Raw genomic sequence first — 12,393 nt, 5'->3', positions numbered from 1 at the left:
AGGCAATCAGATGGCTATGACAGTCCATTGCGATATCGTCAGCGCGGAAGGGGAAATCTTTTCCGGTCTGGTCGAGATGGTGATTGCGCACGGTGCACTGGGTGATCTTGGTATCGCTCTGGGTCACGCGCCGTTGATCACTAATCTCAAGCCGGGCCCGATCCGCCTGGTCAAGCAGGGCGGGGAAGAGGAGGTGTATTACATCTCCGGTGGTTTCCTCGAGGTTCAGCCGAACATGGTCAAGGTTCTTGCCGACACCGTGCAACGTGCTGCCGACCTGGACGAAGCCGCAGCTTTGGAAGCCGTTAAGGCTGCCGAGAAGGCCTTGCATGAGCGAGGCGCGGAATTCGATTACGGTTCTGCTGCCGCACGTCTGGCCGAGGCTGCAGCTCAGCTGCGCACCGTCCAGCAGATCCGCAAGAAGTTCGGCCACTAATTGGCCATCGACTAATTGTGTGATTGATTAAAAAGGGTAGCCTCGGCTACCCTTTTTTCTTTTCTGACTTTCATCACCCGGTCGCAGTCGCTGACCTCCCAGGATTAGTAGCCTGTCATGTCTCTTGAAATCGTTATCCTCGCTGCCGGTCAAGGCACGCGCATGCGTTCGGCCTTGCCGAAAGTTCTGCACCCGGTTGCGGGTAATTCAATGCTTGGCCATGTTATCCACAGCGCCCGGCAACTTGATCCACAACGCATCCATGTGGTGATCGGTCATGGCGCCGAAGCCGTGCGCGAGCGTCTGGCGGCCGATGACCTGAATTTCGTCCTGCAGGATCAACAGCTGGGTACCGGACATGCGGTGGCCCAGGCAGTGCCGTTCATCGAGTCCGATACCGTGCTGATTCTGTACGGCGATGTACCCTTGATCGAAGTCGAAACCCTGCAACGGTTGCTCAAGCATGTCGTGCCGGGGCAGATGGGCCTGTTGACCGTCGAACTGGACGACGCGACTGGTTATGGCCGTATCGTGCGCGACACGGACGGTAACGTAGCAGCCATTGTTGAACACAAGGATGCCAACGAGGCTCAACGTGCTATCAACGAAGGCAATACTGGCATCCTTGCTGTTCCTGCCGATCGCTTGGCCGACTGGACGAGCCGTCTGTCGAACAACAATGTTCAAGGTGAGTACTACCTGACCGATGTCATCGAAATGGCGGTCAGCGATGGTCTGGTGGTGGCTACCGAGCAACCCCACGACCCTATGGAAGTGCAGGGCGCCAACGATCGCAAGCAACTGGCCGAGCTTGAGCGTCACTATCAGCTGCGCGCTGCCCGTCGCTTGATGGCTCAGGGCGTGACCTTGCGCGACCCGGCACGTTTCGATGTGCGTGGTGAGATCACTGTCGGTCGCGATGTACTGATCGACATCAACGTGATCCTCGAAGGCAAAGTGGTCATCGAGGATGACGTGGTGATCGGCCCGAATTGCGTGATCAAGGACAGCACCCTGCGCAAAGGCGTGGTGATCAAGGCCAACAGCCATATCGAAGGCGCGATGCTCGGTGAAGGCAGCGATGCCGGCCCGTTCGCTCGTTTGCGTCCCGGCACGGTGCTGGAAGCTCGCGCGCATGTGGGTAACTTCGTTGAACTGAAGAACGCTCACCTGGGCGAAGGCGCCAAGGCCGGTCACTTGACGTATCTGGGCGACGCCGAAATCGGTGCGCGTACCAACATAGGCGCAGGCACCATCACCTGTAACTATGACGGCGCCAACAAGTGGAAAACCGTGTTGGGTGAAGATGTGTTCATCGGTTCCAACAACTCGTTGGTGGCGCCTGTGGATATCTCGGCGGGTGCGACGACGGCGGCCGGTTCGACCATTACCCAGAATGTGGATAAGGCTCAGTTGGCCGTGGGTCGCGCTCGGCAGAAGAATATCGATGGCTGGAAGCGGCCGGAGAAGATCAAGAAGAGCTGAGTTATCCACAGTAAGATCAAAAGATCGCAACCTTCGGCAGCTCCTACAGGGAATTCGTGTTCATCCTGTAGGAGCTGCCGAAGGCTGTGATCTTTTTTATGGGTTATCCACACATCTTTTTTTCTGACGCCGACTTGACGAAGTTTCGCTAATAGGTTTTGATTGCTTACGTTATCTTTCGAATCGAAACTTACCAAGTCATGTCAAAGCGCAACACACCCCAACGCCGCCACAACATCCTCGCCTTGCTCAATGAGCAGGGCGAAGTCAGTGTGGATGAATTGGCCAAGCGCTTCGAAACCTCGGAAGTTACGATTCGCAAGGACTTGGCGGCGCTTGAAAGCAACGGTCTATTGCTGCGTCGTTATGGCGGAGCGGTCACCATGCCTCAGGAGTTGGTTGCCGACCTCGGCCAACCCGTTTCCAAATACAAGCAGGCCATTGCCCGCGCCGCTGTCACGCGGATCCGCGAGCATGCGCGAATCATCATCGACAGCGGCAGCACCACCGCCGCGATGATCCCCGAACTCGGCCAACAACCGGGCCTGGTGGTGATGACCAATTCCCTGCATGTCGCTAACGCTTTGAGCGAACTCGAGCATGAGCCAGTGCTGTTGATGACCGGGGGGACCTGGGACCCGCATTCCGAGTCCTTCCAGGGTCAGGTGGCCGAGCAAGTACTACGCTCATATGACTTTGATCAGCTATTTATCGGTGCCGATGGCATCGATCTGGTGCGCGGGACCACGACCTTCAATGAGTTGCTGGGCCTGAGCCGTGTCATGGCCGAGGTTGCCCGTGAAGTGATCGTGATGGTCGAGGCCGACAAGATCGGCCGCAAAATTCCCAATCTGGAGCTGCCATGGAGCAGTGTCCATACCCTCATTACCGATGATCGCCTGCCACTGGAGGCACGCGATCAGATTCAGGCCCGCGGCATTAATTTGATCTGCGCCGCCGTCAGTCAGGAGAAATAGCATGTGTGGAATTGTCGGTGCAGTCGCAGAACGTAACATTACCGCCATCCTGCTCGAAGGCCTCAAGCGCCTGGAATACCGTGGCTATGACAGCGCCGGTGTGGCGGTGTACACCAACGATGGAAAACTCTTGCGTACGCGTCGTCCGGGCAAGGTCAGCGAACTGGAACAGGCGCTGATCGAAGAGCCTCTGGTCGGCCGCCTGGGCATTGCCCATACCCGTTGGGCGACCCACGGCGCGCCGTGTGAACGCAATGCTCACCCGCATTTTTCCGGCGATCTGGCGGTGGTGCACAACGGCATCATCGAGAACCATGAAGCCCTGCGCGAGCAACTCAAGGCTCTGGGCCACGTGTTCACGTCGGACACCGACACTGAAGTCATCGCGCATTTGCTGCACGAGAAACTCAAGCTGCAACCCGACCTGACGGCGGCCCTGAAAGCGACCGTGAAAGAATTGCACGGCGCTTACGGTCTGGCGGTGATCAGTGCTCAGCAACCGGATCGTCTGGTGGCGGCTCGCAGTGGCAGCCCACTGGTGATCGGTCTGGGTATGGGGGAGAACTTCCTGGCGTCGGACCAATTGGCGCTACGTCAGGTGACCGACCGTTTCATGTACCTGGAAGAAGGCGATATCGCCGAAATTCGCCGCGACAGCGTGCAGATCTGGGACATCAATGGCGCGCTCGTCCAGCGTGAAAGCGTTCAGTACCGCGACGGTGCCGAAGCGGCTGACAAGGGCGAATTCCGCCATTACATGCTCAAGGAAATTCATGAGCAACCGGCCGTAGTGCAGCGCACCCTTGAAGGTCGCCTGAGTCAGCACCAGGTGCTGGTCGAGGCGTTCGGCCCGGGCGCTGCCGAGCTGTTCGCCAAGGTGCGCAATGTACAGATCGTCGCCTGCGGCACCAGCTATCACGCCGGCATGGTTGCTCGTTACTGGCTCGAAGAACTGGCGGGCATCCCGTGTCAGGTCGAAGTCGCCAGCGAATTCCGCTATCGCAAGGTAGTGGTGCAGCCGGACACCCTGTTCGTGAGCATCTCCCAGTCAGGTGAAACCGCCGACACTTTGGCCGCGCTACGCAATGCCAAGGAGCTCGGTTTCCTCGCCAGCCTGGCAATCTGCAACGTCGGCATCAGCTCGCTGGTGCGTGAGTCGGACCTGACGTTGCTGACCCAGGCCGGTCGCGAAATCGGCGTGGCCTCAACCAAAGCCTTCACCACTCAACTGGTTGGCCTGCTATTGCTGACCCTGTCCCTGGGGCAGGTTCGCGGTACGTTGGCCGAAGGTGTCGAAGCCACACTGGTCGAAGAACTGCGTCGCCTGCCGACTCGTTTGGGCGAAGCCCTGGCCATGGACAGCACCGTGGAAAAAATCGCCGAGCTGTTCGCCGAGAAGAACCACACGCTGTTCCTCGGTCGCGGCGCGCAATTCCCGGTGGCGATGGAAGGGGCTCTCAAGCTCAAGGAAATCTCCTATATCCACGCGGAAGCCTATCCGGCGGGCGAACTGAAACATGGCCCGTTGGCGCTTGTGGATAACGACATGCCCGTGGTCACCGTGGCGCCGAACAACGAGTTGCTGGAGAAGCTGAAGTCCAACCTTCAGGAAGTCCGCGCCCGTGGCGGTGAGCTGATCGTCTTCGCCGACGAGCAGGCCGGCATGACCAATGGCGAAGGCACTCATGTCGTCCAGATGCCGCACATCCACGACATCTTGTCGCCGATCCTCTACACCATTCCGTTGCAGCTGCTTTCCTACTACGTGGCTGTGTTGAAAGGTACTGACGTTGATCAGCCGCGTAACTTGGCGAAGTCGGTGACTGTGGAATAAGTTATCCACAAGCAATGAATTGAAAAGACCGCAGTTTTGGCTGCGGTTTTTTTTTTGAGAAAAGTCAGCTATTTCAAGTCCACCAATACCGCACCAGATGAAAGAAGATCGGCGCCGCAAAACACACCGAATCCAGGCGATCCAGCATCCCGCCGTGGCCTTCGATCATGTGCCCCCAATCCTTCACGCCGCGATCACGCTTGATTGCCGACATCACGATGCCGCCGGCAAACCCCAGCAGGTTGATCAGCAGTGCAATCAGGAACGACTGCCACGGGTTGAACGGTGTGGTCCACCACAAGGCCGCGCCAATCAGCGAGGACAGTAAAACGCCGCCGACAAAGCCTTCGACGGTTTTCGACGGTGACAGATTGGGCGCGATTTTGTGTTTGCCGAACAACTTGCCGCATACGTACTGCAGCACGTCCGACAGCTGCACCACGATCACCAGATACGCGATCAGCAGCAGGTTGCGGCCTTCATAACCGACGATGTCCAGGGTCAGCAGGGCGGGCACGAACGACACGCAGAACACCGCGATCATCAAGCCCCATTGCACCTTCGACGCGCGCTCGAGGAAGTGCGTGCTGTCGCCGCCGAGAGACGCAAGGATCGGCAGCAGCAAAAACACGTACACCGGAATAAAGATCGAGAACAGTCCGTACCAATCGTAATAGATCAGTAGATATTGCAGAGGCAATGCCAGGTAAAACGCTGCCACCAGCGCCGGGTAGTCGCTGCGTCGGGTGGGCATGAGGGTGAGGAATTCGCGTAGCGCATAGAACGATACCGCGTAAAACAACAGGATCACCGCGCCGGTGCCCAGCCAGAAAGCGACGCCGATCACCATCACCATCACCCACCAGGCATTGATGCGGGCGTTGAGGTTTTCGATGACTGCATTGTGCGTACCGCGGGTGCGCAGTTTGAGGATCAGGCCAATCAGTGAGGCCAGTACCAGGATCATGCCGATCCCGCCGAACAGCATCAGGGTTTGTCTATCCATGTCAGAAGTGCTCCGGGGCGAGGGCCAGCAGTGCGTCTCGGCTGCGTGAAAGGAACTGCTCCTTACTCTCGTCTTCAGTCAGTTGCAGGGGCGCGCCGAAACTGGTGGTACACAGCAGCGGCAGTGGCAGCACTCGGCCCTTGGGCATGACCCGGTTGAGGTTGGCGATCCACACCGGAATCACCTGGGCCTGTGGGTAACGTTTTGCCAAGTGGTACAGGCCGCTTTTGAACGGCAGCAAACCCTCTTCCAGATTGCGCGTGCCTTCGGGAAAGATGATCAACGAATCACCTTTCTCCAAAGCGTCGAGCATGGGCTGCAACGGGTTATCCACAGGGTCCTTGCGCTCGCGGTCGATCAGCACGCCGTTGAACACCCGGCTGATGATGTAACGGCGTAAGGCGCTCTTGTTCCAGTAATCGCTGCCGGCCACCGGTCGCGTAAGTTTGCGCAGGGCGGAAGGGAGCGAGGCCCAGAGCAGCACGAAGTCGCCGTGGCTGCTGTGGTTGGCAAAATAAATGCGCTGCACGGGTTCCGGCGCGCAACCCATCCACAGGCTGCGGGCGCCAGTAACGGTTCGGGCCATGGAGGTGATGAGGGTGGCGACCACAGGTTCGAACATTAACGATTTCCTTATCCAGCGAAGGGTAGCCAAGGGCTGGCCAGAATGACAGCCAAGGGTGGCAGCACTTGGGTGGCCAGCAGGACAGCCTGCTTGCGCAGCAGTTTAAGCCCCCCGCGCTGACGTTCGGTCCAGGGCCGGCCGGCACGGTTGGCCGGTTGCAGGCCGAGGTTTTGCAGGGCCTGATCGAGGGCTTGAGTGCGGTCTGACAAAGCGTCAGTGTCGCGGGCCAGCAGGGTAAACAGGTCAGCGTCGAAGGCCACCCGCAGCGCCCAGTATTTTTGCCATAGCCCGAGGATGATCAGCCAGGCGCTGAGGATCAAGAACGGCGCAGTCGGGGTGATCAGCAGCAGTTGCAGCAGGCCGAACAACACACCCAGCAAGGTCAGCCCTGTGGATAACTGATCGAGGGTGCGGCCCCGGCGCAGCAGGCTGGCGACCACGTGGAGTTCCATATCAACTGGCATAGGCGCTCTCCAGGGCTTGGCGATGGGCCGGATGCAGCACCACTTGCGGGCGGGCGGCCTGGATCATCGCCACGGCGGCATCGACAGTGGCCGCTCGACCGCTGTGCAGCAACCAGGCCGCGATAGCGGTGGCGCTGCGCGAATAGCCCAAAGCGCAGCAAACCAGCAGTGGACCTTGCTGGCGCAGGTGCTCAATGGCCTGAGCGGCGGCGAGGCATTGCTCAGCGCTGGGCGCGGTCAGGTCGAGTACCGGAACGCTTTGATAGGCACGGCCTCTCGGGTTGAGCGGCAGCTCAGCGCATAGATCAACCACAGCCTTGAACGGCGCCAACTGATCAGCGTCGGGAAGCCTGCCGAGCCAAACGTTATCCACAACCTCATTGGGCTGCGGATGCTTGCGGGTCCAAATCCGTGAATTGATCCACGCCGCTGCCACGTAAGGCGCAAACAACCAACGGGCGGCCGGGCTAAGGCGGCCGTCGGCGCGTTTCTGAAACCCGGCGGCGTCCAGCAGCATGTAGTTGAGCGCCACCAACAGCAACGCCACGGCGGGCCAGATCAGCCACAGCCATCCGCCGCCCAGGCCAAAGGCTGGAATGGCGAATATCGCCGCACCGATGCCATAACGCAGGGCCAGGCGCCAGCGTTTCGGATCCTTGGCCAACCGCAGGCTACTCAAGGGGCTGGGCCGATCCAGTGGCCACAACCACACGCACAGCCAGCCGGCGAGGGCGCCTGTGGGTAAGTCGATAAAGTGATGTTGATAAGTGGTCAGCACCGAAATTCCGATCAATGCGAACCAGCCGTGCACCAGCCAGCGCAATGGCCCTCGAGAATGCCGTTGGTACATGACCCATAAAATCACCAGCAGGGCGATGTGCAGCGACGGCGCCTGATTGAACGGCTTGTCGAACCCGGCCAGCACTGCGAACAGCCAGCCGAACACTCCATCCAGTTCAGGCCGTTCGAAGGTGAAGCGCAGCGGCCATAACAGGAAACAACTGACGGAGATCACTTGAGCACTCAGCAGGCGCAAGGCGTGGCGCTTGAGTTCGTGGCGACTATCGGGCAGCAGCAGCGAAAAACCGTACAACAGATCAATCGTCCAGTAGGGGACGATGGTCCAGGCCCAGAAGGGCATGGCGGTTTCCCAATCGAAAACGAAGGTGTCGACATCGCTGCGCTGGGCCGTGACCCACGTGGCAAAGCCGTAGCTGGCGAAAAACAGCGGCGCCAGCACCAGCAACCAGAGCACCGCGGGTTTCAGCAAACCCGGCTCTCTCGGGGCAGCCCCCATCATTGCACCCGTTGCGCGAGGGACACGGTGAAGATCCCCCATTCATCCACTCGCTGGGTGATTTTTCGAAAACCCGCTGCTTCCACCAGTTGATCCATTTCCGCCTGGCTGCGCCGACGCATCACCCAAGCCTGGCCTTGACGGTGACTGGTGAGGGCGCGGGCGATCAGCTCCAGCTGCGGGTGCCAGGGCTGACCGGTATAGACCAGATAGCCACCGGGCTCCACGGCCTCGGCCAGGCCCGCCAGAGAGCCGCCGACCAGTGCATTGTCGGCAAACAGTTCATACAAACCGGACACCACCGCCAGTGTCGGCTTTGGGTCCAGTGCCGCCAGGTCGGCGCGGTCGAACGCGTCGCCTTTCACGAACTGCGCGATGTCTCCAAGGCCTTTATCGCGAATCAGCGCACCACCGTCACGTACATTGATGTCGCTGTAATCGCGCAACAATATCGATTCCGGTAACGGGGTGACGCCTTGCAAGGCTTCGAGAATGTAGCGGCCGTGACCGGCGGCGATGTCGACGATGCGCACCGGTCGGCCTTCTTCGCGCAGTTTGGCCATGGTCAGGCGCAGCAACTCTTCGACGTTGAGTTTGCGCTGGCGAATGCCGCGCCAGCCGATGGAATTCAGGTAGTTCTGATCAATCATCCGCCCGGGTCCGCCCTTGCCGGTGGGCTGGTTGCGGTAAACGTAGTCCAGGGTGCTGCCGGAGTCGAAACCGGTGTCGAAGCCCAGCTTCACCCCGTCAGACAGCCGGCTGCCCAGGCGCATGCTGGCGCGGGTCATGCGCCAGTACAGGTCACGCAACGAGTTGTGCGGCAGCGGGGCGGCGAGTGATTCGGACTCAGCGCAGGTCAGGCCGATCTTGTCGGCATCAAGCAACGAGGCCCGGTCCAGCGGGTACTCAAAGTTTTGCAGGATAAAGCGTTTGGCACTGGCTACGGCCACGGCGCGATCACGTTCCCCAAGCGTGTCGTGGAAGAAGCCCGGGAGAATGTGTTTTTCCTTTTTCAGGCTGCCCAGGCGTTCGAAAAACTGTTCCTGGGGTTTGCGGTGGACCACAAAATCCGAGCCGGAAATCAGCAACTGAGTCGGCACTTGAATCGCCTGCGCATCGGCCACCACACGGTCGGCGGCTTCATACAAGCCGAGCAGCACATTCACCGAAATCGCCTTGGTGATCAGCGGATCGCTGTCGTAGGAGGCGACGCGTTCCGGGTCGTGGCTGAGGAACTTGGCCTTGACGTAGCTGTTGACGAAAAAGTTGCCGCGAAACTTGCGCATCAGCGCCAGGCCCGGACGGGCGAAAGGTACGTAGAGCTTGACCTTGAATGCGGGCGACGCGAGCACCAGCGAGCGGATGCGCGGTGCATAGTCGTGGACCCACGTCGAGGCAATCACCGCGCCGACGCTCTGGGCGATCACGGCCATGTTCTCTTCGTCGATCTGGTGGGTCGCGTTCAGGTGATCGCAAAAGGTCTGCACGTCACGCACGCTGGTGGCGAAGCTTGGGCTGTCGCCGCGAGCGCCCGGCGACTGACCATGGCCGCGCGCGTCCCAGGCAAAGAAGTCGAACGCTGGCAGGTCCAGTTCATCCACCAGGTGGGCGATGCGCCCCGAGTGTTCATGGCCGCGATGAAACAGCAGCACTGCCTTGCGCGGTTCGCCAGGATTACCCGCTGTGGCCGGCCAATGGCGGTAGAACAGCTCGACGCCGTCGTGGGTAGTGAAGGTCTGATTCTGAGTTTCACGCATTGCACTTTCCTTATGCTTGGGGGGCCTTACGCTGAGGCTTATGCCGAGGGAGCGTTTTCCTGCACTTCTTTCAGGCCCAGACGGACCCGGTTGACCAAGGTGTAAGCCAGCAGGACGGCGACCACCGCAAACACAACGTTAATCCACAACGCGTTGATCCAGCCGATGGCAATGCCGGTGGCCAACACGCCCAGTACAAACGCGCGATCGCTCTTGCCCATCGGACCGTCATAACGCCGCGACGCGCCGACCATCGGCCCGAGGACGCCACTGTACTCGCTGAACAATGCCAGCAGCGTGACCAACAGCACAATCAACACACTCACGTCGGGAATCAGGGCAAAAGGCAGGATCAGCGCGCTGTCGGCAACGATATCGCACAGTTCATTCAGGTAGGCGCCGAGGCGTGACTGCTGGCCGAATTCCCGGGCCAGCATGCCGTCGATAGCGTTCAGCGCCATCCGCAGGATCATCCACACGGGAATCAGCAGAAATACCCATAGGTGATTGGCGAAACAGGCAATCCCGACGCCCGTCACGACCGAAATGATGCCGGCCAGCACGGTGATTTGATTGGCGGTGGTGCCATTATCGAACAATCGCTGAACCAGCGGTCGCAACAGATTCTGGAAGGCGGGTTTAAGTTGGTAGATGGAGGGCATCTGGATACGGTCTCAGCAATTGAAAGCGTGAACGTTCAGGGTTATACGTCACAATAATCAGAATGCCAGTAAAACTGCACGGCTCATCCTCTTCCAGCGATATCCAGGTCCAATCGGGAACTGTCGGCCTCGCATTTTTCAGTGCTCAGGAGTTAATCCATGGACCGCTTCCAGGAAATGCAGGTCTTCGCCGCAGTCGCTCAGGAGCAAGGCTTCTCGGCGGCGGCGCGGCGTTTGGGGATGTCGGCGGCCAGTGTCACCCGCGCGGTGGCGGCGCTGGAAAAACGCATCGGCACCCAATTGCTGACGCGTACCACCCGCAGTGTGCATTTGAGCGAGGCGGGTCAACGCTATCTGGAAGATTGTCGGAGAATTCTCACCGAGGTGCAGGAAGCCGAGGATTCGGCAGCCGGGAGCCATGCCCAACCCCGTGGGCAACTGACGATCACGGCGCCGGTGTTGTTCGGTGATTTGTTCGTTACGCCGGTCATGGTCGGTTACTTGTCTCAATTCCCTGAAGTCAGCATCAACGCTCTATTGGTCGACCGGGTGGTGAGCATGGTCGAGGAGGGCATCGATGTGGCTGTGCGCATAGGTGAGTTGCCTGACAGCAATCAACATGCAATTCGCGTGGGCGAAGTGCGGCGGGTTATCTGCGCGTCCCCTGGATTCCTGACCGAGCATGGTCGGCCTCGCCATCCTGCAGATTTGAGCGTCGCCCCGATCATCGCCACCTCGTCCATTGGGCAGCACAGAAGTTGGCCGTTCCTTGACGGGGGAGAGCCGATCAGCGTTCGTCCGGAACCGCGTCTGGTGGTCACCGCCAATCAGGCGGCTATTACTGCTGCCGCCATGGGACTGGGACTGACCCGGGTCCTGTCGTATCAAGTGGCGAGCAAGGTCGCTGCCGGTGAGCTGGAAATCGTTCTGGCCGACTTCGAACTGCCGCCATTGCCCATTCATGTGGTCTACCAGGGTGGGCGCAAGGCCCCGGTGCGGGTCCGTAGTTTTGTGGACTTCGCGGTGGACGTACTGCGCGAACACCCGGCCTTGCATGGTTAGTTATTGCACTGGCTGAAATAATGGATTGCGTTTGCTGGTTATTCTGTTGTTTTGGTTGCGGATGGAAGATAGCCCCCTATCGGCGCTGATCTTTCCTGAATGGCGCCACCACCCAGCGGAGTCGACCATGCAAGCCATCAAACTCTACAATTTCCCACGTTCTGGCCATGCTCACCGTGTGGAACTGATGCTGTCGCTGTTGCAACTGCCGACCGAGCTGATCTTCGTCGATTTGGCCAAGGGCGCCCACAAGCAACCGGACTTCCTGGCGCTCAACCCGTTTGGTCAGGTGCCGGTGATTGATGATCAAGGCGTGGTGCTGGCCGATTCCAACGCGATCCTGGTCTACCTTGCGCTGAAATATGGCAACGGCCACTGGCTGCCAACCGATCCGGTCGGTGCGGCCAAGGTTCAGCGCTGGTTGTCGGTCGCCGCCGGGCCGATTGCCGCTGGCCCCGCCCGAGCAAGGCTGATCACTGTGTTTGGTGCGCCTTACAACGCTGAAGAGGTGATCGCTAATTCTCACGCGTTGCTCAAGGTGATCGATCAGGAACTGGCCACTACTGCTTATTTGGCCGGTAGTGAGCCAACCATTGCCGATGTTGCGGCCTACAGCTACATCGCCCATGCACCGGAAGGCAATGTGTCGCTGGACGACTACGCCAACATCCGGGCCTGGTTGGCACGCATCGAAGCTTTGCCAGGGTTTGTCGGCATGCCGCGCACTGTTGCCGGTTTGCAACAAACTGCCTGATGCTCACGGCCCGACTTAGTTGGGCCGTTCTTGT

General features: G+C 59.6%; 12 protein-coding genes. 6 read left to right on the top strand and 6 right to left on the bottom strand.

Going from position 1 to position 12,393, the window contains the following annotated elements:
• The first annotated feature begins 10 nt into the window (after nucleotides 1-10).
• The 4 genes from ACZ3HH_RS20725 (at nucleotide 11) to glmS (ending at nucleotide 4,732) form a co-directional block, all read left to right on the top strand.
• Nucleotides 11-436, top strand: coding sequence for a F0F1 ATP synthase subunit epsilon (locus tag ACZ3HH_RS20725; RefSeq protein ID WP_007985046.1), 426 nt, complete (start codon nucleotides 11-13; stop codon nucleotides 434-436).
• Nucleotides 437-553: 117 nt separating this feature from the next.
• Nucleotides 554-1,921 carry a bifunctional UDP-N-acetylglucosamine diphosphorylase/glucosamine-1-phosphate N-acetyltransferase GlmU gene (glmU, locus tag ACZ3HH_RS20720; RefSeq protein ID WP_465807222.1) on the top strand — a complete coding sequence of 456 codons (1,368 nt, stop codon included), beginning with the start codon at nucleotides 554-556 and terminating at the stop codon, nucleotides 1,919-1,921.
• 200 nt (nucleotides 1,922-2,121) lie between these two features.
• Nucleotides 2,122-2,898 (top strand): DeoR/GlpR family DNA-binding transcription regulator, encoded by a 777-nt coding sequence (locus ACZ3HH_RS20715; protein ID WP_123357036.1) that lies wholly within the window; start codon nucleotides 2,122-2,124, stop codon nucleotides 2,896-2,898.
• A gap of 1 nt (nucleotide 2,899) precedes the next feature.
• Entirely contained in the window at nucleotides 2,900-4,732 is a 1,833-nt protein-coding gene (gene glmS, locus ACZ3HH_RS20710) for a glutamine--fructose-6-phosphate transaminase (isomerizing) (RefSeq protein WP_465807220.1), read from the top strand.
• A gap of 73 nt (nucleotides 4,733-4,805) precedes the next feature.
• Here the strand turns inward: glmS and ACZ3HH_RS20705 are convergent, their stop codons facing one another.
• The 6 genes from ACZ3HH_RS20705 to ACZ3HH_RS20680 are packed head-to-tail and all read right to left on the bottom strand — an operon-like array spanning nucleotide 4,806 to nucleotide 10,543.
• Nucleotides 4,806-5,738 carry a phosphatidate cytidylyltransferase gene (locus ACZ3HH_RS20705; protein ID WP_465807218.1) on the bottom strand — a complete coding sequence of 311 codons (933 nt, stop codon included), beginning with the start codon at nucleotides 5,736-5,738 and terminating at the stop codon, nucleotides 4,806-4,808.
• A gap of 1 nt (nucleotide 5,739) precedes the next feature.
• Nucleotides 5,740-6,360, bottom strand: a complete 621-nt coding sequence (locus ACZ3HH_RS20700; RefSeq protein ID WP_465807216.1) for a lysophospholipid acyltransferase family protein — start codon at nucleotides 6,358-6,360, stop codon at nucleotides 5,740-5,742.
• 11 nt (nucleotides 6,361-6,371) lie between these two features.
• Nucleotides 6,372-6,827 carry a hypothetical protein gene (locus ACZ3HH_RS20695; protein ID WP_465807214.1) on the bottom strand — a complete coding sequence of 152 codons (456 nt, stop codon included), beginning with the start codon at nucleotides 6,825-6,827 and terminating at the stop codon, nucleotides 6,372-6,374.
• Nucleotides 6,817-8,127 (bottom strand): phosphatase PAP2/dual specificity phosphatase family protein, encoded by a 1,311-nt coding sequence (locus tag ACZ3HH_RS20690; RefSeq protein WP_465807212.1) that lies wholly within the window; start codon nucleotides 8,125-8,127, stop codon nucleotides 6,817-6,819. Before ACZ3HH_RS20690 ends, ACZ3HH_RS20695 begins: the two co-directional genes overlap by 11 nt.
• Nucleotides 8,124-9,881, bottom strand: coding sequence for a bifunctional alpha/beta hydrolase/class I SAM-dependent methyltransferase (locus tag ACZ3HH_RS20685; protein WP_465807210.1), 1,758 nt, complete (start codon nucleotides 9,879-9,881; stop codon nucleotides 8,124-8,126). The genes ACZ3HH_RS20690 and ACZ3HH_RS20685 overlap by 4 nt, the downstream gene beginning before the upstream one ends.
• A gap of 38 nt (nucleotides 9,882-9,919) precedes the next feature.
• Nucleotides 9,920-10,543, bottom strand: a complete 624-nt coding sequence (locus tag ACZ3HH_RS20680; protein ID WP_465807208.1) for a CDP-alcohol phosphatidyltransferase family protein — start codon at nucleotides 10,541-10,543, stop codon at nucleotides 9,920-9,922.
• 159 nt (nucleotides 10,544-10,702) lie between these two features.
• Between ACZ3HH_RS20680 and ACZ3HH_RS20675 the strand changes: the two genes are divergently transcribed.
• Both ACZ3HH_RS20675 and ACZ3HH_RS20670 read left to right on the top strand, forming a co-directional pair.
• Nucleotides 10,703-11,605, top strand: a complete 903-nt coding sequence (locus ACZ3HH_RS20675) for a LysR family transcriptional regulator (RefSeq protein ID WP_465807207.1) — start codon at nucleotides 10,703-10,705, stop codon at nucleotides 11,603-11,605.
• A 127-nt stretch (nucleotides 11,606-11,732) separates the two neighbouring features.
• Nucleotides 11,733-12,359 carry a glutathione S-transferase family protein gene (locus ACZ3HH_RS20670; protein ID WP_465807205.1) on the top strand — a complete coding sequence of 209 codons (627 nt, stop codon included), beginning with the start codon at nucleotides 11,733-11,735 and terminating at the stop codon, nucleotides 12,357-12,359.
• Nucleotides 12,360-12,393 lie beyond the last annotated feature (34 nt).

It is taken from the genome of Pseudomonas sp. PME37.24/025, assembly GCF_055556615.1.
This window is presented reverse-complemented; position numbering and strand designations above follow the sequence as displayed.